At 57.1% G+C, this 26,640-nt stretch carries 23 protein-coding genes, 2 pseudogenes and 1 riboswitch; of the genes and pseudogenes, 1 reads left to right on the top strand and 24 read right to left on the bottom strand.

What is annotated here, in order from left to right:
* Window positions 1-15: 15 nt before the first annotated feature.
* From yabN to PM3016_RS35070, 21 genes and pseudogenes are all read right to left on the bottom strand, one after another.
* Window positions 16-1,536, bottom strand: coding sequence for a bifunctional methyltransferase/pyrophosphohydrolase YabN (gene yabN / locus PM3016_RS34970; protein WP_014372584.1), 1,521 nt, complete (start codon window positions 1,534-1,536; stop codon window positions 16-18).
* 137 nt (window positions 1,537-1,673) lie between these two features.
* Window positions 1,674-3,395 carry a putative polysaccharide biosynthesis protein gene (locus PM3016_RS34975; RefSeq protein WP_014372585.1) on the bottom strand — a complete coding sequence of 574 codons (1,722 nt, stop codon included), beginning with the start codon at window positions 3,393-3,395 and terminating at the stop codon, window positions 1,674-1,676.
* Window positions 3,396-3,579: 184 nt separating this feature from the next.
* Entirely contained in the window at window positions 3,580-4,122 is a 543-nt protein-coding gene (gene spoVT, locus PM3016_RS34980) for a stage V sporulation protein T (RefSeq protein ID WP_014372586.1), read from the bottom strand.
* A gap of 251 nt (window positions 4,123-4,373) precedes the next feature.
* On the bottom strand, window positions 4,374-5,495 hold the full coding sequence (locus PM3016_RS34985; protein WP_013921234.1) for a peptidylprolyl isomerase: 1,122 nt from the start codon (window positions 5,493-5,495) through the stop codon (window positions 4,374-4,376).
* Entirely contained in the window at window positions 5,482-9,006 is a 3,525-nt protein-coding gene (gene mfd / locus PM3016_RS34990) for a transcription-repair coupling factor (RefSeq protein WP_014372587.1), read from the bottom strand. Before mfd ends, PM3016_RS34985 begins: the two co-directional genes overlap by 14 nt.
* Window positions 9,007-9,178: 172 nt before the next feature.
* Window positions 9,179-9,409, bottom strand: a complete 231-nt coding sequence (locus PM3016_RS34995; protein ID WP_013921236.1) for an anti-sigma-F factor Fin — start codon at window positions 9,407-9,409, stop codon at window positions 9,179-9,181.
* A gap of 110 nt (window positions 9,410-9,519) precedes the next feature.
* On the bottom strand, window positions 9,520-10,080 hold the full coding sequence (pth, locus tag PM3016_RS35000; protein ID WP_014372588.1) for an aminoacyl-tRNA hydrolase: 561 nt from the start codon (window positions 10,078-10,080) through the stop codon (window positions 9,520-9,522).
* A 234-nt stretch (window positions 10,081-10,314) separates the two neighbouring features.
* Complete coding sequence (locus PM3016_RS35005) at window positions 10,315-10,968, bottom strand: 50S ribosomal protein L25 (RefSeq protein WP_013921238.1); 654 nt, start codon at window positions 10,966-10,968, stop codon at window positions 10,315-10,317.
* 156 nt (window positions 10,969-11,124) lie between these two features.
* A complete protein-coding gene (glmU, locus tag PM3016_RS35010) occupies window positions 11,125-12,522 on the bottom strand; it encodes a bifunctional UDP-N-acetylglucosamine diphosphorylase/glucosamine-1-phosphate N-acetyltransferase GlmU (protein WP_014372589.1) in 1,398 nt (465 codons plus the stop codon).
* Window positions 12,523-12,722: 200 nt separating this feature from the next.
* A complete protein-coding gene (gene spoVG, locus PM3016_RS35015; RefSeq protein ID WP_014653027.1) occupies window positions 12,723-13,010 on the bottom strand; it encodes a septation regulator SpoVG in 288 nt (95 codons plus the stop codon).
* Window positions 13,011-13,132: 122 nt separating this feature from the next.
* Window positions 13,133-13,522 (bottom strand): RidA family protein, encoded by a 390-nt coding sequence (locus tag PM3016_RS35020; protein WP_013921241.1) that lies wholly within the window; start codon window positions 13,520-13,522, stop codon window positions 13,133-13,135.
* Window position 13,523: 1 nt separating this feature from the next.
* Window positions 13,524-14,363, bottom strand: a complete 840-nt coding sequence (gene purR, locus PM3016_RS35025; RefSeq protein ID WP_013921242.1) for a pur operon repressor — start codon at window positions 14,361-14,363, stop codon at window positions 13,524-13,526.
* A 137-nt stretch (window positions 14,364-14,500) separates the two neighbouring features.
* Window positions 14,501-15,356 (bottom strand): annotated as a pseudogene (ispE, locus tag PM3016_RS35030) (4-(cytidine 5'-diphospho)-2-C-methyl-D-erythritol kinase).
* A gap of 416 nt (window positions 15,357-15,772) precedes the next feature.
* Window positions 15,773-15,952: pseudogene (locus tag PM3016_RS40610) on the bottom strand (small, acid-soluble spore protein, alpha/beta type); the annotation flags it as partial.
* A gap of 284 nt (window positions 15,953-16,236) precedes the next feature.
* Window positions 16,237-16,509: a biofilm formation stimulator Veg gene (gene veg / locus PM3016_RS35040; protein ID WP_013921246.1), complete on the bottom strand. Its 273-nt coding sequence runs from the start codon at window positions 16,507-16,509 to the stop codon at window positions 16,237-16,239.
* Between the two features lie 144 nt (window positions 16,510-16,653).
* Window positions 16,654-17,529, bottom strand: a complete 876-nt coding sequence (gene yabG, locus PM3016_RS35045) for a sporulation peptidase YabG (protein ID WP_013921247.1) — start codon at window positions 17,527-17,529, stop codon at window positions 16,654-16,656.
* A gap of 104 nt (window positions 17,530-17,633) precedes the next feature.
* A complete protein-coding gene (rsmA, locus tag PM3016_RS35050; protein ID WP_013921249.1) occupies window positions 17,634-18,551 on the bottom strand; it encodes a 16S rRNA (adenine(1518)-N(6)/adenine(1519)-N(6))-dimethyltransferase RsmA in 918 nt (305 codons plus the stop codon).
* Window positions 18,544-19,101, bottom strand: a complete 558-nt coding sequence (gene rnmV, locus PM3016_RS35055; protein WP_014372593.1) for a ribonuclease M5 — start codon at window positions 19,099-19,101, stop codon at window positions 18,544-18,546. Before rnmV ends, rsmA begins: the two co-directional genes overlap by 8 nt.
* A 100-nt stretch (window positions 19,102-19,201) precedes the next feature.
* Entirely contained in the window at window positions 19,202-20,341 is a 1,140-nt protein-coding gene (locus PM3016_RS35060; protein WP_014372594.1) for a 3D domain-containing protein, read from the bottom strand.
* Window positions 20,342-20,711: 370 nt separating this feature from the next.
* A riboswitch (cyclic di-AMP (ydaO/yuaA leader) is annotated at window positions 20,712-20,933 on the bottom strand.
* Between the two features lie 224 nt (window positions 20,934-21,157).
* The gene (locus PM3016_RS35065) at window positions 21,158-21,925 is read right to left on the bottom strand and encodes a TatD family hydrolase (RefSeq protein ID WP_014372595.1); all 768 of its coding nucleotides are present in this window, start codon (window positions 21,923-21,925) and stop codon (window positions 21,158-21,160) included.
* A gap of 77 nt (window positions 21,926-22,002) precedes the next feature.
* Complete coding sequence (locus tag PM3016_RS35070) at window positions 22,003-23,286, bottom strand: HD domain-containing protein (RefSeq protein WP_013921254.1); 1,284 nt, start codon at window positions 23,284-23,286, stop codon at window positions 22,003-22,005.
* A 400-nt stretch (window positions 23,287-23,686) separates the two neighbouring features.
* On the opposite strand from PM3016_RS35070, the gene PM3016_RS35075 reads away from it, so the two are divergent.
* Window positions 23,687-23,941: an AbrB/MazE/SpoVT family DNA-binding domain-containing protein gene (locus PM3016_RS35075; RefSeq protein ID WP_013921256.1), complete on the top strand. Its 255-nt coding sequence runs from the start codon at window positions 23,687-23,689 to the stop codon at window positions 23,939-23,941.
* Window positions 23,942-24,380: 439 nt separating this feature from the next.
* Here PM3016_RS35075 and rsmI read toward each other — a convergent pair whose 3' ends face one another.
* From rsmI to yabA, 3 genes are all read right to left on the bottom strand, one after another.
* Window positions 24,381-25,262 (bottom strand): 16S rRNA (cytidine(1402)-2'-O)-methyltransferase, encoded by an 882-nt coding sequence (gene rsmI, locus PM3016_RS35080; RefSeq protein WP_014372596.1) that lies wholly within the window; start codon window positions 25,260-25,262, stop codon window positions 24,381-24,383.
* 18 nt (window positions 25,263-25,280) lie between these two features.
* A complete protein-coding gene (locus PM3016_RS35085) occupies window positions 25,281-26,087 on the bottom strand; it encodes a tRNA1(Val) (adenine(37)-N6)-methyltransferase (RefSeq protein WP_014372597.1) in 807 nt (268 codons plus the stop codon).
* 168 nt (window positions 26,088-26,255) lie between these two features.
* Window positions 26,256-26,612, bottom strand: coding sequence for a DNA replication initiation control protein YabA (gene yabA / locus PM3016_RS35090; protein ID WP_041618010.1), 357 nt, complete (start codon window positions 26,610-26,612; stop codon window positions 26,256-26,258).
* Window positions 26,613-26,640: the final 28 nt, after the last annotated feature.

Raw genomic sequence — 26,640 nt, forward strand, 5'->3', positions numbered from 1 at the left:
ATCAGGAAAATCCTGCTATAGGCCTTTGTTTTTGAGAACTTTTTTTGCTTCCTGCCACAGGTTTTCCATCTCTTGCAAATCAGTTTGGTCAAAGGAAACGCCCTTTAAACGCAGTTGGGATTCAATATACCCGAAACGCTCAAAAAATTTGCGGTTGGCGGCCGCCATGGCCTCTTCCGGCTCCACCTTGAGGAAGCGGGCCAGGTTGACGATCGCGAACAGCAGGTCTCCGAGCTCTTCCTTCTGCTCCGCATGGCCGAACTTCTCGATCGCTTCCTTGACTTCCTGGAGCTCGGACTCGACGACCGGCATTACTTCTTCCAGGGTATTCCAGTCAAAGCCCACCTCGGCCGCCTTCTTCTGCAGCTTGTAGGCTTTCATGAGGCCCGGCAGGTCGCGTGGAACTCCGGCCAGCAGCGGCTGCGTTTCGGGGTCGATGCCCTTGCTGCGCTTCTCCTCCGCCTTCACCGCTTCCCAGTTCACCAAGGCTTCATCCGCATCCTCCGCCCCAACGGTTCCGAAGACGTGCGGATGACGGCGCACCAGCTTCTCGTTCAGTTCCCGGATGACATCGAAGACGGTGAAGGCCCCTTCCTCCGCCTCCATCTGCGAGTGAAGCATAATTTGCAGGAGCAGGTCTCCGAGCTCCTCGCACATGTGTTCGGGATCGTCCTCGTCGATCGTCTCGATCACCTCGTACGCTTCCTCGATCAGGTTCTTGCGGATCGACTTGTGCGTCTGCTCGCGGTCCCAAGGACAGCCTTCCGGGCTGCGCAGAATCTCCACGATCTCGTGAAGGCGGGCGAACGTCCGGCTCCGCACATCCTCCCGGTCCGTCCGGGGGACCCAGACCAGCGACAGGTTCCCGTAGCCCTCCACCCGGTCCAGCTCGTAGAGCGGCACCTCGTACACCCGCTCCTCTCCGGCCACGCCCAGCGAGTGACCGACGGTTACCGGATAATCGTCCGGGTAGAGCTCCATCAGGGTCAGCTTCACATCGGAGGCCGTAAACTCATCGTACACCTGCCCGATAAGTGTGTGCAGCGTCGGATTCAGGGTGCTGCCGCGAAGCGAGGTGGCGTCAAGCAGCTGGAAGCCTTCGATCGGATCGAAGCCGAGGCGCAGGAAGGCCTGGTCGAGGAAGCTCTCGCCGCCCATCAGGCCCAGCATGACGCCGGCGGCCGTACAGCGCTCGCGCAGCAGCTGCACCGTCTTCTCCGCCACCATCGGGTGGCCGGGCACAGCGTAGAGCACTTCGCCGCTCGCGTTCAGCGCCCGTTCGATGAGCTCCGCAGCGATCTGCTCGTAGACGCCCTCGAACCCCTGGTGCTCCTCGTACACCCGGTCGAAGGTTTCGTACCGGATGTTATGGTGGTCGAGCATGGACACCATCGGGTGTTCTTTGGTACGCAGGAAGATCGCGTCACCGCGGCCGCTGGCCGCCTCGAGCTTGCGCCATACGCCGAGGGTCAATTGATTCTCGTCGCCGGTTCCCAGGCCGACGACCGTTAGCTGCGCTTGCGGGGACATGGACATGTCAGAAGCGCCTCCTTCAAGGATAGTGGATGGGCCGCACGGCCCTTACATCAGAGATCCATAAGCCAGCGAGGCTGCGGCCGGAGCCGGGCAGCCGCGGGCACGCAGCAGCGCCGCCGGCCCGCGAGCCATTGCCGCTAGCGGAGCAGCCGCAGCCGGCGAAGCAGCCGCAGCGGCTTCTGCGCCAGCGAGGGCGCCGCCTCCAGCTCGGCGGCGGTCACCGCGCCGAGCCGCAGCACCGCGAGCGCGTACACGAGCGCGCCCGCAGCCACGCCGCCGAGCGCCACGGCCGTGGCCGCTGCCCGCGGGGCGGGCGCGCCGGCCGGCTGCGCGAGCAGCGGCGCCGCGCCGTGCGTCACGGCCAGCAGGCCGGCAGCCATGAAGGCGGTGGCGAGCACCGCCTTCATGGCCCCGCGGCCGCCCGCGGCCGGGACGCCGGCGGCGTGCAGCGCGTGCGCGAGCGCGAGGCCGCCGGCGAGCGCGTAGGCGGCCACGGCCGCCCAGGCAGCGCCGTCGATGCCGAAGCGCGGCACGAGCAGGACGTTGGCGGCGACCTTGACGCCGGCGGCCAGCAGCAGGTAAAGCGCCGGCGCACGGACGGCGCCGAGGCCCTGCAGCACGCTGCTCCCGGCGATATTCAGTACCGACAGCAGCGCGGTCAGCGAGAGGACGGCCATGGCCGGGGTCCCCTCCGTGCTCTTGTAGAACATAAGATTGAACGGACCGGCGAGCAGGGCCAGCCCGGCTGCGGCCGGCAGCCCAATCATCCAGGCCAGCCTCAGCGCAGTGCCGGCCCTCTGCCGCAGCAGAGCCCGGTCACCGCTGCCTGCCGCTTCCGCGATGGCCGGCACCAGAGCCGCCGTCATCGATGAAGCGATCATGGCCACCAGCTGCACCAGCGGCAGTCCGTGATTGTACAGCCCGAATTGATAGAGCGCCCCGGTCTCATCGTAACCGGCCCCGCGCAGCAGCCGGGGCACGGTAAAGGAATCGACCAGCGTCAGGATCGGCATGGCGATGGAGCCCAGACACAGCGGAAGAGCATACATTGCAATCCGCCTGGCCAGCGCCAGATCCTCCCTCCACACCAGGGACTTCCGGCCGGCCCTACGGCTGCTGCGGCCCCGCCGCCAGTAAAGCAGCATCATCAACAGCCCTGCCGCCGCTCCCGCCACCGATCCGAAGGTCGCTCCGGCGGCAATCGTCTCGGGTCCCGCCCCAATCCACAGGAAAGCCATCAGCAGGCCGAACATGGTAAGCACCCGTACGATCTGTTCTCCCACCTGGGACCATGCCGTCGGAGCCATGTCGCCGTACCCTTGGTAGTATCCGCGCAGAGCGGACAGCACCGGTACCAGCAGCAGGGCGAACGATACGCTTCGAATGGCCGGCGCCGCCTGGGCCGCCCCCATCCAGCTTCCAAGCTGCTCCGCCCCGAGGTAGAGAAGAGTGAAACAGAGCAGGCCCGTTCCGGACAGTACGCCCGAGGCCACCCGCAGCACGCGCACCGCTTCCTCATCCCGCTTCAAGGCCGCGCTCTCGGATACGAACTTGGACACGACGAGGGGAAAGCCCGCCGTCGCCAAAAACAAGATCATGGTATACAAAGGATAAACTGCATTATAAATACCGAATACCGTGTCGCCTGCCAGATTCTGCAGCGGAATCTTCTGCAGTGTGCCGATCAGCTTGGAGATGATGGCGGCAAGCCCCAGCAGCGCGGCCCCCTGAAGCAGCCCGCGCCCGGCCCTCCCGGCCGGTTCGGCACCGCCGGGTCCGCCGGCCGGCCCCATGGCCTGCACCGGTACTTCCGCAGCATCCAAGCGATCCTGCGGGATCCGCTCCGTTTGCCCCTTCATGCCGCAACCGTTCCCCTTTACCTTCTGGGCGTTCCCCCCAGCTTCGGCATCATTATACCTTATTTGGCCCGCCATGCCAAAAACCGGTCTATTTCCGGGAACACAAAAAACTTCCTGATGTCCCTTACGGCTGCAAGGGGATCATCAGGAAGCCGTGCCCGTTGAATCATACGAGAATTCAAATCTACTGCTCCATTTGCTTGGCCAGGAAGCCGGCAGCCGTCTCGGCCATCTTGAGTTCCATCTGGCCCATCTTCACGCTCTCATCCTTATTGATCAGGATAACGGAACCGATCGGGTCGCCGCCCGCGACGATCGGAGCGATGACATAAGAGCTGTAAGCTTCGGTTATATCCTTCAGCATTTCATAAGTGCCCTGATTGCTCTCGAGCGTGGCCTTCCGGTTCTCCATGCACTGCTCTATCAGCGGCCCGACGCTCTTCTCCAGATAATCCTTCTTGGAACCGCCCGCCACAGCGATAACGGTATCCCGGTCGGAGATCATCGTAATATGGTTCGTGCTTTCATAGAGAGATTCGGCATATTCTTTGGCGAAATCACCGAGTTCACCGATGGGGGAGTATTTCTTCAGAATCACTTCTCCATCACGGTCCACGAAAATTTCAAGCGGGTCCCCTTCGCGGATCCGGAGGGTGCGGCGAATCTCCTTTGGGATTACGACCCTGCCAAGATCGTCGATGCGACGAACAATTCCAGTTGCTTTCATATGTTCTAGATGCCTCGCTTTCCTTGAAGAATGGGATAGGAACTGGATTACCCTTTATGCCTGTATGCTCATGGAGGGAACTCGACTAGACTAACCATAGTATTCTTCGGTTTCCAGAGGCTTATGCATCGGTCTCTTTTCGGGGACGCCAAGGCTGCCGGGAGGGCTATGTACCCTGGTAAACCGCTGTTTACATTATGTCCAAAAAAAAGAAACAAAACAAGGCCCCCTCGCGGGGACCTTGGTAATTGTTACTTCGTTCCTTCGGTTTTCGGTGCTTCCGTTGCAGGTGCATCCGTCTTCGGCGCTTCCGTTGCCGGAGCTTGCGTAGCCGGCTGCTCTTCCGGCTTCGGCAGGTTATTCGTCTCGATGAGCGTAGGCAGCTCCTTCTCCACGAATTCATACACCTTCGCTTCCGCAGCCTGGGACTTCAGCTGAGGCTTCACATCTTCGAACGTTTTCGTTGCACGGGATTCCACCTTCATGACATGGTAGCCGTAGTCCGTCTTCACCGGATCGCTGATCTTGTTCAGCGGCAGGTCGACAGCCGCCTGCTTGAACTCAGGCACCCATTGGGACACTTCCGCATTCTCGTACTTGCCGCCGGCATCTTTGGAACCCGGATCATCGGAGTATTCTTTGGCCAGTGCGGCAAAATCCCCGCCGGCATCAAGCTTGCCTTTGACCTCTTGGGCACGCTTCAGCGCTTCCTCATCGGTGCGGTCCTTCTGGGTGGCCGTATCCTTCAGTCCTACGAGGATATGACTTACGGTTGCCGTTGTGTAAGCGGCCGCATCGGTCTTCAGGTTACCGTCATACGCGGTCTTGAGATCCGCCTCGGACACCTTGTTCTCTTCAGAGACTATCGCCGTGATGCTGCGCGTAACGAAATCCTCGAGCTCCTTCTCCGTTACGTTCGCCGTCTTGAGCTGCCCCTCGAGGCCGCCCTCCTGTGCCCCGAGGAACGCCTTGATCTGCTCCATCTGGGTCTTGGTCTGGGCCGCCGCGTCGGTCTTGGCCTTCTCATCGGCACGGGAAGCCAGAACCTTGAAGGTCACGAGCTGCTTCATCATGTCCTGCTGGAAGGCCGGATCGCTCTTGAACTGCTCATACTGCTTGTTGAAGAACAGGTTGATGCCGACGAACTTGTCGAACTCTTCGCGTGTGACTTTGCCGCCGTCCTTGTACGTAACCAGGACATCCGAAGGATTGCCGGTCGAAGCCGCAGGCGCTTCCGTGCCTGCAGGAGCCGGAGCCGGCGCCGCCTCTTCGTCTTTCTTTTTGCCACAGCCCACAGACAGCCCCGCTACGAGTACCAGAGCCATCAGAGCCATCATTCCTTGACGCAGAGGCTTTTTCTTATTTTGCAACATCTTGCAGTTCTCCCTTCGATTTGAGCGCACGCTTGTACTGTACCAGGAACCTCTCGAGGGTTTCGATGGATTGTTCCGGGGTCAAACCCTTGCCCTTCAGTTCAACGATGATTTGCGGACCGCCGATCAGCTTCACCCGGTTCTCGAACTCAGCCGACAATTCGAACAGCTTCTGTCCGTCGAGATTGCCGTTCTGATCGGGATGGATCTTCAGCTCGTAATCCAGCCCCTTCTGCGAAATGGTCTCGATTGCATACTGTGCTCCGTATACCTTCAGCCTGGCCGCAAGCAGCAGGTTATGCACCGCTTCCGGCAGGTCGCCGAACCGGTCGACAAGCTCGTCGTGCAGCTCCGCCGCCTCTTCGAGCGTCTGGATGCCCGCCACCTTCTTGTAAATCTCGATCTTCTGCACGCTGTCATAGATGTAATCGCCCGGGATATAAGCGTCAAGCTGGATGTCCAGCTGGGTCGACCAGGCCTTGGTCTCCTGCACGGCCTCGCCGCCCATCTCCTTCTTGCGCTTGCTGATCTCTTCACCAAGCATCTGGGAGTACAGGTCGAATCCGACGGAGGCAATAAAGCCGCTCTGCTCAGCCCCAAGCAGGTTGCCCGCCCCGCGGATGGACAAGTCTCTCATGGCAATTTTAAACCCTGATCCAAGTTCTGTAAACTCCTTGATGGCCTGCAGACGCTTCTCGGCCACCTCGGTGAGCACCTTATCCCGCTGATACGTAAAGTAAGCGTAGGCGATCCGGTTGGACCGTCCGACCCGTCCTCTCAGCTGATAAAGCTGGGACAGCCCCATCTTGTCGGCATCATGGACGACCAGCGTGTTCACGTTCGGAATGTCCACGCCGGTTTCGATAATGCTGGTCGACACCAACACATCGTACTCCCCGTCGAGGAAGTCGAGAATCGTCTTCTCGAGCTCCTGCTCGGACATCTGGCCATGGGCCACCGTCACTCTGGCTTCCGGCACGAGCGCCGTGATCTGCTCGGCCATCTGGGTAATGCCCTGCACCCGGTTGTACAGGTAGTACACCTGCCCCTCCCGGGCCAGCTCCCGCTCGATCGCTTCGCGCACGAGATTCGTGCTGTACTCCACGACATACGTCTGAACCGGGAAGCGGTTCTCAGGCGGTGTCTCAATGACGGAGAGGTCGCGCACACCGAGCATCGACATATGCAGCGTCCGCGGGATCGGCGTAGCCGTCAGCGTCAGCACGTCCACGTTCGTCTTCAGGCGCTTCAGCTTCTCTTTATGGGATACCCCGAAGCGCTGCTCTTCATCGACGATCAGCAGTCCCAAATCCTTGAACTGCACGTCCTTGGACAGCAGCCGGTGAGTACCGATAACCACGTCGACCGTGCCGGCCTTAACGCCCTTCATCGTATCCGTCTGTTCCTTCTTGGAACGGAAGCGGCTCAGCACCTGAATATTGAACGGATAGCCGGAGAAGCGCTCGCGGAACGTCTCGTAGTGCTGCTGCGCCAGGATGGTTGTCGGCACGAGCACCGCGACCTGCTTCCCGTCGATCGCGGCCTTGAAGGCGGCGCGGATGGCCACTTCCGTCTTCCCGTAGCCCACGTCGCCGCAGAGCAGACGATCCATCGGACGCGGCTTCTCCATATCCTTCTTGATCTCTTCAATGGCGCGCAGCTGGTCCGTTGTTTCCTCGTAAGGGAACATGCCTTCGAACTCCTGCTGGTAGTTGCTGTCGCCGTTGAAAGCATACCCGACCGTCGCCTGCCGCTCCGCATAAAGCTTGATGAGATCGTCGGCAATGTCCTGAACGGAAGCTCTCGCTTTGCTTTTGACGCGGTTCCAGTCTGTGCCGCCCAGCTTGTAGATCTTGGGCTCCTTGCCTTCTTCCGCGCCTACGTACTTCTGAACCTGATCGATCTGATCGATCGGCACCGACAGCTTGTCGCCGCCGGCGTACATGATGTGAAGATAATCTTTATGAATGCCGCCTACCTCAAGTGTCCCGATGCCGACGAACTTCCCGATCCCGTGGTTGACGTGAACGACATAGTCGCCGACCTTCAGCTCCTGGTAGTTCTTGATCCGCTCGGCGTTCTCGATCTTCTTGTCCACCTTGCGCGCCTTGCGCTGCTTCTGGGTGAACATCTCGCCTTCGGTGATGACGACCAGATGAATGCCCGGCAGCTCGAAGCCGGTCTGAAGTGAGCCGCTCTCGATCTGCGGCGCCTCGATATCGTAGTCCGCCAGCACCCGCTTCATCCGCTCCACGCGATCCGACCCGCTGGCCAGCATGATGACATGGGCCCCGGCCTTCTTCCACCGCTCCATCTCGCTCTTGAGCAGGTTCATCTGGCCGTGGAAGCTCTGCATGACCCGGCACATAAAGTTGACGATATTCTGCGGCGTCGTCTGCGGCACCTGCCGCAGGAAGAGCGACATATACAGCGTCGGATACGGTTTGCGGTGCAGCAGGGTCTCATACGGCTTCGACAGAACGAGGGACGGCAGGCTCTTGCCCTCCTGCAGCGAATTGGTCATCCACTCCGCTTCGTCCTTCTCCAGCTGCTTGGCCGTCTCCAGCAGACGGGCCGGTTCATCTACGAGCAGGATCGTATCCCCCGGCATGTAATCCAGCAGCGTCTGCCGGTCCGGGAACAGAAGCGATACATACTTGAACATGCCCTGGAACGAGTGCCCTTCCCGCAGCAGTTCGATCTCATGGCCGATGCCTTCAAGCAGCTTATCTTTGGCACTGCGGTCGGTCATCTTGCCGATCTGCTCCTGCAGCAGCTCATGCACCTGCTGTGCAGCGGATTGTAACCGCTTGCGGTCCACTACGATCTCGCGGCACGGAGGAATCAACAAGGTCTGCACCTTATCGATCGACCGCTGATCGCTGGCGTCAAACGAACGGATCGAGTCGACTTCCACATCGAAGAGCTCGATCCGGAACGGATGCGGGGAGGTCAGCGGGAACAGATCGAGAATCCCGCCCCGTACGCTCATCTCACCTTTGCGCTCCACGCGCTCCACCCGTTCATAGCCCAGCTCCACCAGGCGGACCACCAGCTGATCGAGCTCCAGGGTCTCCCCCACGCTTACGGTCATCTGTGCGGCGGCGATGGATGCCTGATCCGGCAGCAGCCGGCGCATGCCCGCGTAGGGCACGACGACCAGGCCGCGGAAGCCGGCCGCCAGCCGGGCCAGCGCATCGATCCGTTGGGCGAGCATCTCGGGACTGGCGATGGCCGCTTCGGCCGCCAGCAGCTCCTGCGCCGGGAACAGCAGTACCTTCTCCGGCGGAAGCAGCTCCGCCAGATCCTCGAACATCTTCTGTGCGGCAAACATGTTATGCGTCACGACAAATAAAGGCTGCTGCAGCTCCTCAAAAAGCGAAGCCAGCATCACCTGCCGCGATGAGCCGGTCAAACCGGCAATCAACTGCTCTCTCATCCCCGATCGAATGCCGGACACGACGCTCTTGAAATCGTTATCCGCGGAGAAAGCCTGAATCAAAGCCTGCAAAACAGGACACCCCTCTCAACCACATACACCCGGGTTCTGGCGGTTCGCGCCGCTTCTTCGGCAGAAAACAGCGCGCCGCTTCCCCAAATCACTAAAAAGGCCTACAGCGCATGACGCTTTAGGCCGGTCCTTCTACCATAAGCCGGATAGCCGATAACCGATGAACTGCCTCTTATTGCAGAGGACTGCCGAGGAGCGACAGCTCCGGATTGGCTTCCAGCGCTTCCTTGCAGTAATCGCATACAACCTTCACGGATACGTCCCCGTTCGGGTTATACGATATTATATCTCTCCGCTCTTCGGGGGTCAAGAAATGGAAGCCCAGCTGATACTCGCTTACGCCCCCCTGATCGATCTCCCCGATTAACGTCTGACAGTGGCGGCATGTGTATTTGACGGCCATACTCGATTCCTCCTCCGGACTCCGGGCCAGCCGGAGCGCACTTTTCCATAGTATGGCCAAAGTGGGGGGAAATCATGCCGAAGCCTTCTTCAAGTGCCGCCCGCTTCCGCTTAGGCGTTGAACACCGCCATCGTCTTCTCGAACGGATGCTGAAGCAGATGCTCCATCGCTTCACAGGTACGATCGAGCACAGGCGGGATGCCCTGCACCTCTTCCTTGGAGAACGTACTGAGCACATAATCGGCGATATTGCGGCCCGGGAGCGGACGGGATATCCCCATGCGGATCCGCTGGAACGACTGCGTTCCGAGATGCTGGATCGTCGATTTGATGCCGTTATGTCCGCCCGCACTGCCCTGATAGCGCAGCCGGATCGAGCCGAACGGCGTATCCATGTCGTCATAGATCACGACAAGATCCTCGAGAGATGCCTTGTAGAAATCCATGAACGCCCGAATGGACTCCCCGGATAAATTCATGAAAGTCTGCGGCTTGAGCAGGTATACCTTCTGTCCCGCCACATGCCCTTCCCCGAGCAGTCCCTTGCATTTGTTCTGTGAGATCTGGATGCCGTGCTTGTCCGCGAACCGGTCAAGCGCCATCCACCCGATATTGTGACGGGTCGCTTCATACTGCCGCCCCGGATTGCCGAGGCCTACAAACCACTTCAACGCCAACTTCTCCCTTCACGTGCTCCTGGTGCCTTTTTCCTTTGGATTCATCATACTCCAAAAAAGGTCCTGCGCCAACTGAGCCGGAGAAATTCATGCCAAAAGGCTTACCCCCTCAGGCGTTTCTCCATATTGCGATCTTTTTCGAACCCTCGCAGGAAGCAAAAAGCGCACCGGCCCTTCGGCCGGTACGCCCTGCTGTCAATGCGGCTGCTGCGGCGAGCGCCAGGGGACTTAAGCGTTCGCTTCCGCCTTCTCTTCGGCTGCCTCTTCCGCTGCAGGCTCCTCCGGAGCCGCCTCGGCCACTGCCTCTTCGGCTTCCACCGTCTCCTCAACTTCCTTCTGCGGGGTCAGGATCGTAGCGATGACGTCGTTCTCATCCGTCTTCAGCTCGATGTTCGCCGGCAGCTGCAGCTCGGAGACGATTTTGTTCTCGCCCACGTTCAGTGCGCTGATGTCGATCTCGATGCTGGCCGGAATGTCGCGCGGCAGGCAGCGGATATCCAGCTCATGACGCTGGATCTGCAGGATGCCGCCTTCGCTGACGCCCTGCGGCTCGCCGATAAATTCGATACGGACCGTCGTATTGACCGGCTCGTCCATATTAATTTGATGAAAATCGACGTGGAGCACCTTGCGGCTCAGCTTGTCCCGCTGCACTTCGCTGATCATGACGGGCTGCTTGCCGAATTCCGGCACTTCCATATCGATAATGGCATGCGGATTCGATTTCAAAAGCTGTACCAGCTCTTTTTGGTCAATGGCAATGGAGGTCTGGGACACCTTTTTTCCGTAGACGACCCCCGGCACCATACCTTGCGCACGCAGCTGGTTTCGTTCCCCCTTGGTGGTTGTCGTGCGAACTTCCGCTTTCAACGTGGTTGGCATAGAAAAACCTCCTTCATTTGGGTAAAACAAGCTTCTACTACTTTACCCATATGAAGGAGGTTCAAAACATCGGCGTTCCGAAAAGGCCTGCCAGCCAAGCCAGTATGCTGCTTTACTCCTGCTTTACTCCTGCTTTACTCCTGCTTTACTCCAGTCTTACTCCGGCTTTTTCGACTGCGCCTTCTTGGCGGCGAAGCGGGCACGCAGCTTGTCGGCATAACCCGGCTTATTCACCTGGCGTTCCCGGGCAATCGCCAGATCGCCGGCTTCCACGTTGGAGGTGATCGTCGATCCCGCCACCACATAAGCCCCTTTGCCGATCTTCACCGGCGCGATCAGGTTGACATTGCTGCCGACGAAGGCGTCGTCTTCCACTTCGGTCAGCTGCTTATTGAAGCCGTCGTAGTTAACGGTAATCGCCCCGCAGCCGAAGTTGACGTTGCGGCCGATCACCGCATCGCCGATGTAGCTGAGATGCGAGACCTTGACGTCATCCGCCAGCTTGGCGTTCTTGATCTCAACGAAGTCGCCGATCTTTACATTCTCCCCAAGATCGGCACCCGGACGCAGATAAGCAAACGGCCCTACCGTAGTGCCCGAACCGACCACCGCTTCGAGCAGCACGGAATGCTTGATCTCCACCCCGCTGCCGATGGTGCTGTCCTGGATATCGGCCTGCGGGCCGAGAATACAGTCTTCCCCGATCGTGGTCCGCCCGCGGATCACGGTTCCCGGCAGAATCACCGTGTCCGCACCGATCGTCACGTCCGCTTCGATATAGGTGCTGGCCGCATCGACGAAGGTGACGCCGTTCAGCATGTGTCCGCGGTTGATCCGCTCCCGCATCGCCGCTTCCGCCTGAGAGAGCGCGAGACGGTCATTGACGCCGATCGATTCCACAACATCCTTCATCGCGTAGCCCTCAACGATCTCGCCCTGTCCGGCCAGAATGCCGATGACGTCCGTCAGGTAGTACTCGCCCTGCGCGTTCTCGTTCGTCACGGCCGAGAGCGCTTCGAACAGCTTGCGGTTGTCAAAGCAGTACGTTCCCGTGTTCACTTCCCGCACCAGGCGCTGCGCCTCGCTGCAGTCCTTCTCCTCCACGATGCCGGAGACGAAGCCCCGCTCGTCGCGCAGGATGCGTCCGTAGCCCTTCGGCTCTTCGACTACGGCCGTCAGGATCGTCGCCGCAGCACCCTTCTCCTCGTGCAGCCGGAACATGCCCTGCAGCGTCTCCTCGGAGATCAGCGGGGTGTCCCCGCAGATGACGAGGGTCGTTCCTTCCTCTTCACCGAGGAGCTCCTTCGCCTGCAGAACGGCATGCCCTGTGCCGAGCTGCTGCGCCTGCAGCGCATATTCGGCCCGGTCGCCCAGATACCCTTGGACCGCTTCCGCCCCATGCCCGACAATGACCACCGTACGTTTCGTTCCGAGCTTCTCCAGCGTAGATACGACATGCCCGACCATCGGTTTGCCGCACACCGGGTGCAGTACCTTATACAGCTTCGACTTCATACGCTTGCCCTGCCCGGCGGCGAGCACGATTCCCATCATGTTCAACTTTCGTCCATCCCCTTACTCCCCAATTTTCTACTTATCCTATGTAGTGCGAGGCCTCTCTAGGCCCGGTTCCCCACAACTCAAATAAGTCCTGCGGCAGCTGACGGCTGGACCCGCGGGACCCTGTACTTTCACTATAGCCTACTTGCAGGCAAAAGAAAAGAGAGCCGCGTGGCTCTCTCCCGATCCGAAGTTTAGGCACCTTCTTCTACGATCACTTCTTCTTCCGTAGCGGCACGTTCATATTCCGCTAATACTGCAGCTTGGATCTTCTCGCGAGTGGAAGAGGAAATAGGATGGGCGATATCTCTAAACTCGCCATCCGGCGTACGCTTGCTAGGCATGGCAACAAACATGCCGTTGTTACCGTCAATCACACGAATGTCATGCACTACAAATTCGTTATCGATGGTAATGGAAGCAATGGCTTTCATTCTGCCCTCGGAGTTTACCCGACGAAGTCTGACGTCAGTAATTTGCACCTCTAGTTCACCACCTTTTTCCATCTTGGGGACTTAGGCTATAAATTCCACATTTTAGGCCAAATTCCTTCTTATCTTCGGAAATTTTTCCGTTATTTAATTATTATTTAAGGTTTTCGCCGTTATTCGACATTTAGCGCGGCGATAAGCTCGATTTCGACAAGAACATCCTTTGGCAAACGGGCAACTTCGACTGTGGAACGCGCCGGTTTGTGGTCACCGAAGTAAGAAGCATAGATGGTATTGATCGCGGCGAACTGATTCATGTCCTTGATGAAAACGGTTGCCTTCACCACCTGCGAGAAATCCGCGCCTGCCGCCTCTAGAACAGCCTGAAGGTTGCGGAACACCTGATGGGTCTGCTCCTCCACGCCGCCTTCCACCACCTGACCGTCCAGGCCGAGCGGAATCTGGCCGGAAGTAAAGAGCAGATTGCCAAAACGTACAGCCTGGGAATACGGCCCGATCGCAGCTGGGGCCCCTTCCGTCGCAATCGTCTGAAGCTTCGTCATACTATTCCTCCTCCGAGTCGCCGTCATAGAAATAATTGCCCGGCTCCGCCGTGATCGCACGGGTTTTGGGATCCACTGCGGACAGCTTTGCAAGGGATATGTAATCTTCCACGAGATGCTCTTCCACCTCACCGGACTCGACGAAGACGCCGACGCCCTTAACGGTAGCCTTGAACTCCTGAAGCAGGTCCATCATGCCGTGGATCGTGCCGCCCACCCGCATGAAGTCGTCGATGATCAGTACCTTCGACTCTTCCTTCAGCGCTCGCCGCGAAAGAGACATCGTCTGGATCCGCTTGTTCGAACCCGATACATAATTGATGCTTACAGCCGAACCTTCGGTTACCTTGTTGTCCCGCCGGACGATCACGACAGGCAGATTCAAGTAAGTCGCCGTGGCATAAGCCAACGGGATTCCCTTGGTCTCAACGGTCATCACCACATCGATATCCTTACCCGCGAAGACGGATGCGAACATCTTGCCGACTTCGTTCAGGATCATGGGCTGTCCCATAATATCCGACATGTACAGATAGCCTCCGGGCAGGATGCGCTCCGGCTGTTCAAGCTGACGGCAGATGCCGTTGATGAACTGCAGCGAGTGCGACTTCGAAACCCGAGGTATGAACTTGACTCCCCCTGCTGCGCCAGCAAGGGTCTGCAAATCCCCAAGGCCCTCTTCTTCAAACACTTCTTTGATGATCGCCAAGTCTTCGCTAATGGACGATTTGGCCGAATTATACCGGTCGGCAAAGGTGGTCAAAGGAATCAGGGTATGGGGGCGAATCAGCAAGTATTGGGTCATCTCCACCAATCTTGCACTTCGTTTTAATTTTTTCAATCGGCGCACCCCCTCTACACGACGGATCCTCAATCGGCTTGACAAATCCGAATAATATAATGAGAATATAACATTTTTATACGTATTTATTCAAGCAGGTTCATGAAAAATATAATGACACAAACCTGACATAAAATTTACGTTAACAGGCGGACAGCGTAGACGTCTTTGCAGAAGCCCCGCAGCCCGTTGTAGATCCGGGCGACCTTGGACTCTTTGGAGACCAGCCCGAATACCGTAGGCCCGCTCCCTGACATGAGTACGCCGTCAGCTCCCAGCCGGATCATGACTTCCTTGAGCTGCCTGACCTCCGGATACAGATCCAGCGTCACTTCCTCCAGCACGTTGCCAAGGCTGCCGCAGAGCGCATCGAAGCGCTTCGTCCGGATCGCCTCCAGCACCGCCGCCGTCGAGGGATGCTTCCGGATGCCGGCGGCGTTGAGCTTGCCATAGATCTCCGAAGTCGATACATTGATCGGCGGCTTGGCCAGGACCACCCAGCATTGGGGTGGAGCCTCGATATGCTCGAGCTTCTCTCCCCGCCCGCGGGCCACCGCGGTTCCGCCCGTCACGCAGAACGGCACGTCCGAGCCGAGCTCCGCTCCGAGCCGCTGCAGCTCCTCCGAGGGGATGCCAAGCTTCCACAGCCGGTTGAGACCGCGGAGCGTGGCCGCCGCATCGCTGCTGCCTCCCGCCAGACCCGCCGCTACGGGAATTTTTTTGTCGAGATGAATATATACGCCCTGCTTTACATCATAACGGTCCTTGATCAGGCGGGCCGCCTGAAAGGCCAGATTCTTCTCATCCAAGGGAATATACCCTGCCTGCGAGGAGATGATGATCGTATCGCGCGGCAGCTCCTGCATCTCGATCCGGTCGGCCAGATCGACCATGGTCATGACCATCTCTACCTCGTGGTAGCCGTCATCCCGTTTATATAACACATCCAACGACAAATTGATTTTTTGCCGGGGCTTTCTCGAATACTTTCATCGTCATGGGGGCACCTTCTTTATCCCTGTCTACATCCGTATCAAAGGCCTTTCAGCCATTCCTTCTAATACTATACCAAAAGCCCGACAAAAAAAAGCCGAAGCCGCCTCGACGCAGCTCCAGCCTGTTGCGGCCCCCTATTGTCGCTGACCATACATGTACGAACCCGACATCCCGGGCACCTGCGAGATCACGTACGCCGGCGGCACGTTCAAGCCCGGATTCGAAGGATAGCCCTGAGCGCCTCCGCTTCCCTGCGGCATCATCATGGCCCGGGGTACGGGGATGGGCGCATACGCAGCGGACGGTCCGCGGACGGCCTCCGACTGCATGCTCTGCCCCTGGTATCCCTGCTGGGCCGATGACTGCATGCCCTGTCCCTGGTATCCCTGCTGGGCCGATGACTGCATGCCCTGCTGCTGCCGGACCAGCGTCTGCTCCGCAATCTGGATGGCCCGCTTGACCATATTCCCTGCATCCTTGGTCCGAATGCCGCCCCAGCCCTCACGCTCTACCGTTTCATAGAAGCCGAGATCTTTGGCAAGCTCGTATTTGAACTCTTCCGACATCACGCCTCTGCGGTTTCTGCGCCCCATTCTCGCTGCCTCCTCTTGTTGTTGTCGTCATGGTTGTAGTATTCGGTAGTATGCGCCCGGGGAAGAGGGATCATGCACCCCATCATGCAACCTTTGACAGACGCTCGTCGTCCAATATATAGCAGTACATTCGGGTGAGCTGCATGCGGAATTCGACATGCAATGCCGGCAAAGCCATGAGGACTGCTTGCCTCCCGGCGGGTTGAATTCACTGTTCATCCTCCCAAAAAGCCAATAAAAACGGCCGCCCGCACCAACCCCGGACAGCCGCGTATGTAATCATGTTACTGTTCTATCGTGATTCGAACTTCACCGTCGTCGCTATGTACTGTCACTTCAACGGATTCCGTCAATATGTCCGCATAGCTGTAGGAGACACGCTTGAACGCGTTCTGCTCCTGGTCCAGCTTCACAATAAATACGGAAGGGTAGGTTTCCTCCAGGACACCGGATCGTTCGATTGTCTTACGGCGACCGCCATTCGCTCTTAACATAATCTTTTGTCCGACATGAGGTTCCAAACTGCGTTTGATATCCAACAGCGAATTTTTAGCCATTGACTACTACCACCTCTTTCCTTGATCGATTATAACGCAACTGTAGTAGTATGTCAATTTAAGGCGAATATTATATCAGCCATTCAAAACGATTGTCAACGGTTAATTTCGCTGGCTTCCAAAGAAAAAAGCACCTTTCGGCGCTTATTTTTGCGTCAGATAGGGAATTCGGGGCACACCCCTGCGGTAGCTGCCCCGGGATTCGACTCCGCCCAGACCCTCCAGCCCGCTGTGGGTGAGCCCGATGACGTCGACAATATTCACGGTCTCCCGGATCGGCGTAAAGGCTACCTTCGCGGCGATGCAGAGCGGGTCCAGGGCATGAATGAGCACCCGGCCCGGCGAAGAGGCAAAGTTGGCTCCAGCCTGCAGCAGCGCTTCAAAATGCGATTGGCACGCGCCGGCAATAACCGTCAGCGCATCGCGGCTCTTCTCATACTGCCGTGCGACCCGGACCGCATTCACGAAGTTGTGCGAATTCTTGTAAGAGCTCAGCTGTGAGATATCCCCGGGCGAGCGCTGCTTCAGGATGCCGTCATGCCCTGTGACGACGACAATATCGGGCTGCACCTGCGGCAGCAGCCGGTACAGCGCGTCGGCCATATTCGCCTCGGCTACATAATAGCCCTCGGCAGGCACCCGCAGCTCTCCATACAGCGTCATGCATTTGCGCAGATAGTTCGGGTCCCCGTCGAGATGGAGCACCTTGCCGGGCAGCTCAAAATAAGCCGCTGCGGCTGCCGTCGGGGCAGCGGATGCTTGGGCCGGCCAGCCGCCCGGAACGGCTGCAGCCTGGCTCGCCTGTGTGCGTCGCATGGCTTCCATCCATTTGGGGTGATTCGGGATCGTATATTGAAAAGGGTCGTACTGCGGGGCCGCCTCCAGGTCCTGCAGCGGAGCATCGGCCAGCAGCCTCATCTCCACTCCGCGCAGTACGGCTACCTGCTGCCTGATCTCTTGAATTTTGAACACAATGTCCCCGCCGTACGATCTGCGGGTGACCAGGTCTCCTTGTCTCATGGCTGCATCGCCTCCTCGTCTATCCTATGGCGGCGATGGGCATTTGGTGCAGGTGAGACCGTTCTTGCGGCAGTATGCTCCGGAAGCCCCTTGCAGGGGGCAGCTTATTGGCCCGGCTTCTTCAGATAAGCCTTGAGGCGTTTCGACAGCTCGGCGTACTCCTGCATCGACAGGGTCTCGCCCCGGCGTGACGGTTCGATTCCCGCTTCGCGCAGGAGCCCCTCCAGCTCACCCTTGTTCTCTTTGGTGAAATACTTGGCGGAGAGGTTGTTATAAATCGTCTTGCGCCGCTGCGTGAAGCTGGCTTGGATGACGTCGAAGAAGAAGTCCTCATCCTCAACATCCACAGGCGGCTGCTGACGGACCTTCAGCTTGATGACGGCGGAATCCACGTTCGGCTGAGGAATGAACACCGTATGCGGCACGATGGCCACGATCTCCGGTTCGCAGTAGTACTGCACGGCGATGCTGAGCGAACCGTACTCCTTGCCGCCCGGCCCCGCCGCCATGCGCTCGGCGACTTCCTTCTGGATCATAACGACGATGTTCTCCAGCGGCAGTTTCTCCTCGAGCAGCTTCATGATGATCGGCGTGGTGACGTAATACGGCAGATTGGCCACTACGCTGACACCGGAGCATTCCGAGAAGTGCTCCTTGAACAGGTCGTTCAGGGAGACCTGAAGCACGTCCCCATGGATCACGGAGGCATGCGGATAGGGAGCGAGCGTTTCCTTCAGCAGAGGGAGCAGCCGCTGGTCGATCTCAACGGCAGTCACCCTGCCGGCGGCTTTAGCCAGCTGCTGCGTGAGCGCGCCGATGCCCGGCCCGATCTCGAGAGCCCCCTTGGTCTTATCAAGCTCTGCAGCTCCCACGATCTTGTTCAGGACATTCGTGTCGATCAGAAAGTTCTGCCCAAGGCTCTTCTTCAGCTTGAAGCCATGGCGCTTGAGCAGATCATTGGTCCGCTTCGGTGAAGCGATATCTTCAGCCCCTGCGGGCACCGTTACGTGTTGGTCATTCATGAGCTTGTCCCTCCGTTGCGTCCAGCTCGCGCCGGGCTTCTTCGAATTCTTCCCGGGAAATACAGAACATCCGGCAGCGGTTGTAGAACTGCTTGCCGTTGCAGTAGCCGATGCCAAGGCGGTTGCCCATGGCGAGCCTGCGCGCTGCAGCCTGCGGATGCACGATGAGACCCGCTTCCATCAGATCCTCCATCGTGACCTCGGATTCCGAGGTTCCGCCGTCCGTACGCACAGCGGCCAGCGCCTGGCGGATCGCCTCAGGCGAAGCGTTCTCCACACCGATGTCTCCCTTGCTGGTTGCCGCTTCCTGTGTCAGGAACGCATGCTTGCACCCCGGCACTTCCCGGGTGATGATCTTGCGGATCCGCTCACCCGCGTGATCGGGATCTGTGAATACGATCACGCCTCTGCGCTCCTGGGCGAGACGGATGCGGCGGATCGTCTCTTTATTGATGGCGGAGCCGCCGGTTTCGATCGTCTCCGCTTCCACCGCCCGCTTGATCGCCACGGTGTCGTCCTTGCCTTCCACTACGATGATTTCCTTAATCATAACCGATCCGGTCCTTCTTTCGCCAGAAAAGAGAAAAAGAAGAGGAACATGCCTCTTCTTTATCCGTTCTATATAATGAGTCTACCCACATTGCATGCCCTTAATCGGCCGTTGGCTTTTTCGGACCGATGACGTATACCGTGTAACCGCGTTTGGAACCGAAGCGGATTGCATAATCTCTGCTCTCGAAATAAACGTCGATGTGGTTGCCCTTCACCGCGCCGCCGGTATCTTCCGCACGGCGGAAGCCGAGCCCCTCGATATATACCCACCAGCCAATCGGAATGACCTTGGGATCCACTGCAATGGTGCGACCTTCCATTACTCTCGTACCCGAAGATGTCAGACCGTATGCCGGATGACTGCTGCTCTTTCCCGTAGAAGCAACGCCAGCCGTATAAGCGGTCATTTTGACATTGTTAAGAACCTGCTTATATCCGAATGTAATACCGTTCTTGGTGACTTCGTCCATATTGGGTGTTGTCGATGACAGCACCACAACCGGATTCTTCGTCCCGACGGCAACGATCTTTTGTACACTTTGTGACTGTACCTGCTGGTCTACGACCTGCTCGCTCACGAGCTTGCCATCTTCGAATACTTTCTCTTTCTTCTTGAGCAGGACACCTTCCTGCCCCTCCTGAATCACTTGTTCCTTGCCTTTCAGCAGCTGCGGTTCGTTTTGTTTCACGGTCTCAAATGCGATCGGTTCTTTGACTTCTTCGAGTTCTTTCTTCACGCGGACCACCTGGATCCCCGTGCCATCTGTGATCTCCGCATCCAGCGCGGGAGTTACCTTGTCTAGTTCGCCCAGCTCTATATGTAAATCCGCCAGTGCGCCCTTCACCGTCTTCCCTGTGGTATAAACGGTTGATGTCTCTCCGTCTGCTGTCAACTGCACCGGCTTTGCCTTCTCAATCGTAATCCGATCTCCTGACTTCACCTTTGCGCCAAGCGAATGCGACAATCGGTCATATTCGCCGACAGCGATGCCTTGCTCATCCAGTATGCGCTGTAGATCCCCCTGCCGGGTCTGGAACGTCTGCTCGACGCCGTCTACAACAAGCGATACGCGTTTGGTCGTCGTACCGTACAACATCATTAAGAACATGAAAGTCATAGCGAATGAAATGAGTGCAATGATCGATATCATACGCAAGTTTTCATGCTTCCATCGCAATGCGAAGGACATGCTGGATGATCGTCTTACATGGGTTTGTTCGTGATTCACAACGCCCACTTGTTCGGTCCTCCTTAAAGCCTCGCCACCCGAGTGTTATGCATGATTTCCATCTGACGCGACTATGGTAAATTTGTAAACCCCATTACCAACGTTTGCTGTTTCAGCCATCAGAACCGGACTTGCCTTTCTGCGTCCACCTCCTTCAAGGTTATGATTTGGCTACGAATCCTAGTCTCCTTACGGGAGAACCCCGGATATCAGGCGCCGTCCGAACGGACGGTTCCGCCCATGCTTTTTTTGACAGGCCGCGGGCAGAGCCGCAAGGGGCTCCCCTTTTTTGACCATGCAAAAAAAGTCAGCGGAGAAGAGGAACCTTCCCGTGACTTTTTCATTTTGGGCAAAATGAAATAATAGCTCACGACAATGTGTTACCTCTCTCATAACGCTTACGAGGTTAGCTGACGGATTCGGGCTTGAGAGCAGCCCTACCCGAGACACAATGTATCAAAAGCGTCACTTCTGCGCTTTTGTGTAGCATTGCGGCCAAGGATTCACCCCTTAAAAAACATCCCGGCGCCGGTGCCTCTTGACCCGACGACCGCGATGCGGTTCCCCCGTTTCCCTTTCGGAAACTCAGCGATGTTGGAAATTTGGTAATCGTATGAAGTTAATATTGAGTTTACGATGCGAAGCAGGAAGTTGTAAAGTAGCCAAACTTTGAAAAAAAGGACGGTTTCCGGCCGATTTTCACTTTTTTAATTCAAACCTGAATCCAAATCCCTCTTTCTCTTGGCCTGACGCACGATTACCCCATTATTTCTCCGATTATCTCGTTTGTGAATAAAAATAGGCTGTCCTCTCCGGGCTAAAAACCTACTTGAAACCGAAAAGAGCGGCAGCATTCCGGCTCGTAATCTCCGCTATTTCTTCCAGAGAAAGCCCTTTGATCTCGGCCGCCGTCTCGGCCACCAGACGTACATAAGAGGACTCGTTGCGCTTTCCGCGGTATGGATGCGGAGCGAGATAAGGCGCATCCGTTTCGATCAGCAGCCGGTCGAGCGGCACCTTCTCCAGCACCTCCTTGGGCTGCCTTGCGTTCTTGAAGGTCACGGGACCTCCGAAGGAAATATAGAAATTCATGTCCAGGCACATCTTCGCCGTCTCCCAGCTGCCCGAGAAGCAGTGCATGATGCCGCCCACCTCGGAAGCCTTCTCCTCGCGGAGCGTCTGCACCACATCATGATGCGCGTCGCGGTTATGGATGACGATCGGCATCCCCATTTTGCGCGCCAGGCGGATCTGCTCACGGAACACCCGGTCCTGGACATCCTTCGGAGACGTGTCCCAATAGTAGTCGAGCCCGATCTCCCCGATCGCCACCACCTTCGGATGGCTGCACAGCGACTCGATCCACTCCAGATCCTCCGGCGTCATGTCTTTGGCATCGACCGGATGCCAGCCTACGGTGGAATAAATCCAGTCGTACTGCTCTGCCAGTGCAATGGAGCTTGGGATGGTCTCTCGGTTGAATCCGACATTGACGATTCGACGGATTCCGCTGGCTCTTGCGCGCTCAATCACTTCCTGTCGATCTTCATCGAATGCCTCCGCATTCAAATGGGCGTGTGTATCAATCAGCATACGTGTTCCTCCATCTTCTTCTTCATCTAAATATAGGATAAGCCTCCCGGACCTCTTTTAGCATGGCCGCTTTGGGATTACAGCTGAAGGAGCCGGCGCAGATCCGGACCCAGCTCGGCCCCATGGTTCAACACGAATTCGCCGGGGTAATACAGATGGTATTTTCCCATGTGAATGCCGCTGATGGAACGGACGATCTCAGATTTGCGCGAGATCTCGGTCAGGGAATCCTTCGAATCCAGCAGCAGGATCGGCAGCTTCTCATCTTCCTCGCCAGGCCGGTAAATGTCATAAGACAGGTCCGAAGGAAAATCAATTTCCACATAATAAGCAGGATCGATTCCGATACGTTTCATCTCGCCGCGCAGTTTGTCGAGCAGTCCCGTGTCGATCCGGTCCAAAGTCACATATTTGAACAAACGCCGCTCCAGGAAGCGGGAACAAAGGTCGGAGAGGACCTCATCCTCCTCGTACGTCCACTGCATGAAAACCGTCTGCATGAAGGCTTCATCCAGCAGATGATAATCCTGCACGGTAAGCTTCTGTTCGAACAGCCCGAGCAGCGGGGGCAGCAGGAAGCGGAAGCGGTATTTTTCCTCATACAGCTGTTTGGCCCGCTGGAATATCTTATGAAGCACAATTTCAGCACTCCGCGTGACCGGGTGGAAGTAGACCTGCCAGTACATTTGGTACCGGGACATGAGGTAATCCTCCACGGCGTGCATTCCGCTCTCCTTCACGACGATATGGCCCTGGTACGGGCGCATGACACGGAGAATACGCTCGAGATCGAAGGTGCCGTAATTCACCCCGGTGTAATAGGCGTCGCGGAGCAGATAATCCATCCGGTCGGCGTCGAGCTGGGAAGACACCAGACTCACGACGATTTCCTTGTTATAGGTTTTGGCTATGACATCGGCCACCTTCTGCGGGAAATCCGGAGCGACCTGGCGGAGCACCTGATTGACCTCCGTCTCTCCGAGGACGATGCGGCAGGACCACGCCTCATGATGGGTCCCGAAGGTCTTCTCGATGGAATGGGAGAACGGACCGTGGCCGACATCATGCAGCAGGGCTGCACAGAGGCAGAGCAGGCGCTCATGCCGGGGCCAATCTTCGTACTGGTTGCGCTCGAACTGCGAGATGATCTTGCGGGTGACCTCATATACGCCGAGCGAATGGGAGAAACGGCTGTGCTCTGCACCATGGAAGGTCAGGAAGCAGGTACCCAGCTGCCGCACACGCCGGAGCCGTTGAAATTCACGTGTATTGATCAGATCCCAGATCGTTTGGTCTTGAACATAAATGTATTTGTGAACCGGATCCTTGAATACCTTCTCTTCTTGTAAGGGATTGACCATATGCATCCTCCTGCGGAACGCGGATTAAAATTTTCTTGTATCTTTTCGACAGCTACCCACCCAAACGGTCACAATATTGTCGAACAGTGTCGTATATAGCCATACTTCTCTCATTTTCACTATTATACAGTTCTTGCTGGCATCGGTAACTCCTTCCTCTCCTTTCAGACTGTTCGCTTTGAAAGGGGATTAAACAGCGGTATTATAGGAATTTTTTTACTCCTAACCCAACATTTCATCGGCATTTATCCCAGAATATAACAGTATATTCTTGCATTTTCTAGTTGACTATTTTGGGAATGGTTGGTATCATAAGGATAAAGATTATGTCGAAACATGGCGATTAATTTTCATCCCGCTGATCCATACTTTTTATACTTCTTGAGAGGGGCCTTTTACTATGATGAAATCCACTGGTATCGTTAGAAAAGTAGATGAACTGGGTCGCGTGGTCATTCCGATCGAACTCCGTAGAACGCTGGGCATTGGAGAGAAGGACGCGCTGGAAATTTACGTGGACGGCGAGCGCATCATGCTCAAAAAATATGAGCCTGCATGTATCTTCTGCGGCAATGCGGAAAATGTATCTTACTTTAAAGGGAAAATTGTTTGCCACGAATGCATTTCTGAGATGCCAATACCTGTGACAAAATAAAGAAAATAGGTTATAATGAGATCAGCACTACTTACTTCTGGTAATTCTAACCTTTTTTATATCTCCTCTATTCCCCGGTCCCTTGGATTCGGGGAACTTTTTTTGTCCGGAGTCCCGGCTCCTCTTCCCAAGCTGCACGCTTCTCCCATCTGAATCTGCCAGGCAGCAATCAGTATCACAGTCATCGAAGTCCTTATCGTTAGGAAAGTAAGCCCGTCCGCCATTCAACCCGTTAAGGGGATAGCTTGTCCAACGGCCATCCTTCACCAAAGAACAAACGTTCGTTATGGTCTTATATCCTTTTCCCCTTGCAGACCTGCCGGAGATCCCCTTATGTATCTTATATTACCACACTTAACCTCATCTCATGGAATGGCTCCCTTTTCTATACCGAACAAAAAAGACCCGACCGTTCGCAGTGTCGAACGATCGGGATCGATCAGCTTTGATGCAGCAAATTATACAGCTCCCGCTTGGGAACCCCCCGGTCCTGCGCCGCACGGCGAAGGGCCTCTTTATGATCAAGCCCTTCGGCCTCATAACGGGCCACATGATCGGCTGGCGTCAGGTCCGCCCACCAGGCGCTCTCCAGCGCCGCCGTCTCGGAAGCGGAGGCACCGTGCAGCACCAGTACATACTCCCCTTGCGGCGGGTGCTCCTCCAGATAATCCAGACATTCGCGCAGGGTTCCCCGCACCGCCTCTTCATAACGCTTGGTCAGCTCGCGCATCAGGGCCACTTGGCGGTCCTCCCCCAGCACTTCGGCCATGGCGGTTAAAGTCTTGACTACGCGGTGCGGGGATTCATAACAGATGAAGGTGGCCGGATCGCCCTTCAGGGCTCCGAGCTCCCGCTCCAGCGGCTTGCGGTCTCTCGGCAGGAAGCCGCCGAAGAGGAAGCGATCCGTCGGCAGGCCCGACATGATGAGTGCCGACAGCGCCGCATTCGCTCCGGGAATCGGCACGACGTCTATGCCGGCCTCTATGGCCAGCCGGACCAGATCCGCCCCCGGATCGCAGATCGCCGGCAGGCCCGCGTCGCTGACCAGCGCAATGGAATCGCCGCCCTGCATAAGCCGGATCAGCTCCGGCCCGCTGGCCTGCTTGTTATGCTCGTGGTAGGAGACCAGCCGGGTGCTGATCTCGAAGTGGGTCAGCAGCTTGCGGGTCTGCCGGGTATCCTCGGCGGCGATCCACTGCACTTCCCCCAGGATGCGTACAGCCCGGTAGGTCATATCCTCGAGGTTGCCGATCGGCGTACCGACCAGATACAGCTTCCCCCTGCCGCTTCCGGGATCTCCATAGCTTTTTTGGATGTTCATGTTCACCGGTTCCTTCTATTATAATAGAGGCTCTTCCGCGGTTGTCCCTGCCCCATGGGCCAGGGCATCCCGGCGGGCGTAATAGACGTCCATAAGCTCGTCCGTATACTCGGTACCGCTCTTATAGACGATGAGCGGCGGCAGCATCCGCACCTCCGGTTTCCCGTCCCGCAGCCCTTCGATCAGCACCATGTTGGCCTCGGCCTCCGCCCGGGGATGAACGAAGCGGATCCGTTTCGGCTCTACCCGATACTGCCGCATCAGCGCGCAGATGTCCACCAGCCGGCTGGGCCGGTGCACCATGCTGAGCTTGCCTCCGCTTCTTAGCAGCCTGGCGCCCGTGCGGACAACGTCTTCCAGTGTGCAGTGCACCTCGTGTCTGGCTGCCGCTACATGCTCATTAATGTTCTGCTCACCATTAGGGATCGGCAGATAGGGCGGGTTCACGGTCACAAGATCAAACTGCCCTCCAGGAAGCAGGGACTGCGGTTCGCGCAGATCCCCCTGCAGCATCGTGATCTGCTCCTCCAGTCCATTCAGCCTTACATTTCTCCCGGCCATGTCAGCGAGGCGCTCCTGAATTTCGATGCCCGTAATGTGGGCTTTCGTCCGCGTAGTCAGCAGCAGCGGAATGACCCCATTGCCCGAGCATAGATCCACTGCACGCCCACGAACGGGGACCGAGCAGAAGCGCGCGAGGAGCACCGCATCCAGCGAGAAGCTGAATACTTCATCACTTTGGATAATCCGAAGGTCGTGTGTCAGAAGATCGTCTATTCTCTCCTGTGCATAGAGGGGTACAGCATTTTGTGAAACGTCGTTCAAGGGTTTACCTTCTTTCTTCCTGAGATTCCCGAGATAACGCCTATCTCGTCCTTTACGGACCATGCGCATTTATTAAACATATCCGATGAAGGAAACGAGCTAGAGCATCATGTGATACTTTCTGATATTTCAAAAAAACCGTAGAGAGTCTCCCCCCTACGGCCTTCTTTATTTATTCAAAAAAGACATACAGAACAGGCAGTCGCCTTCCGTGCGCAGATGTCCGTAATATACATTGCAGATATGAAAGCCTTCATGATAGATCCGTGCCAGGTTGTCATAGCCTTCACCTGTCGGCTCCTTGCCGGGCAGCGTTATGGTCGTGCCCACCGGCTGAAGAACGGGATGCAGCGGCTCCGCATCTTTCTTGAGCAGTTTGCGCAGCTGTCCGTTCTCGATGCTGAGCCGCTTGTTCTCCTCAATCAGCTCGATAATCTGCTGCTTGATCTGGCCGAGCTCCACATAGAGCGTTCCCATCTGTTCTTCCATCTGCTCGATCTGAACAAAGATATCTCGTTTATCCACGCTTTCCATCACCTCAAGCCGCAGAAGC

Source organism: Paenibacillus mucilaginosus 3016 (assembly GCF_000250655.1).
In the GTDB taxonomy this organism is placed as follows: Bacteria; Bacillota; Bacilli; order Paenibacillales; family NBRC-103111; genus Paenibacillus_G; species Paenibacillus_G mucilaginosus.

Coding starts and splice junctions, on each gene's coding strand:
- yabN (WP_014372584.1), bottom strand. CDS start 1,536: ATGTCCATGTCCCCGCAAGCGCAGCTAACGGTCGTCGGCCTGGGAACC.
- PM3016_RS34975 (WP_014372585.1), bottom strand. CDS start 3,395: ATGAAGGGGCAAACGGAGCGGATCCCGCAGGATCGCTTGGATGCTGCG.
- spoVT (WP_014372586.1), bottom strand. CDS start 4,122: ATGAAAGCAACTGGAATTGTTCGTCGCATCGACGATCTTGGCAGGGTC.
- PM3016_RS34985 (WP_013921234.1), bottom strand. CDS start 5,495: ATGTTGCAAAATAAGAAAAAGCCTCTGCGTCAAGGAATGATGGCTCTG.
- PM3016_RS34995 (WP_013921236.1), bottom strand. CDS start 9,409: ATGGCCGTCAAATACACATGCCGCCACTGTCAGACGTTAATCGGGGAG.
- PM3016_RS35005 (WP_013921238.1), bottom strand. CDS start 10,968: ATGCCAACCACGTTGAAAGCGGAAGTTCGCACGACAACCACCAAGGGG.
- glmU (WP_014372589.1), bottom strand. CDS start 12,522: ATGATGGGAATCGTGCTCGCCGCCGGGCAGGGCAAGCGTATGAAGTCG.
- PM3016_RS35020 (WP_013921241.1), bottom strand. CDS start 13,522: ATGACGAAGCTTCAGACGATTGCGACGGAAGGGGCCCCAGCTGCGATC.
- veg (WP_013921246.1), bottom strand. CDS start 16,509: ATGGCTAAAAATTCGCTGTTGGATATCAAACGCAGTTTGGAACCTCAT.
- yabG (WP_013921247.1), bottom strand. CDS start 17,529: ATGAGACAAGGAGACCTGGTCACCCGCAGATCGTACGGCGGGGACATT.
- rsmA (WP_013921249.1), bottom strand. CDS start 18,551: ATGAATGACCAACACGTAACGGTGCCCGCAGGGGCTGAAGATATCGCT.
- rnmV (WP_014372593.1), bottom strand. CDS start 19,101: ATGATTAAGGAAATCATCGTAGTGGAAGGCAAGGACGACACCGTGGCG.
- PM3016_RS35065 (WP_014372595.1), bottom strand. CDS start 21,925: ATGCTGATTGATACACACGCCCATTTGAATGCGGAGGCATTCGATGAA.
- PM3016_RS35070 (WP_013921254.1), bottom strand. CDS start 23,286: ATGGTCAATCCCTTACAAGAAGAGAAGGTATTCAAGGATCCGGTTCAC.
- PM3016_RS35075 (WP_013921256.1), top strand. CDS start 23,687: ATGATGAAATCCACTGGTATCGTTAGAAAAGTAGATGAACTGGGTCGC.
- rsmI (WP_014372596.1), bottom strand. CDS start 25,262: ATGAACATCCAAAAAAGCTATGGAGATCCCGGAAGCGGCAGGGGGAAG.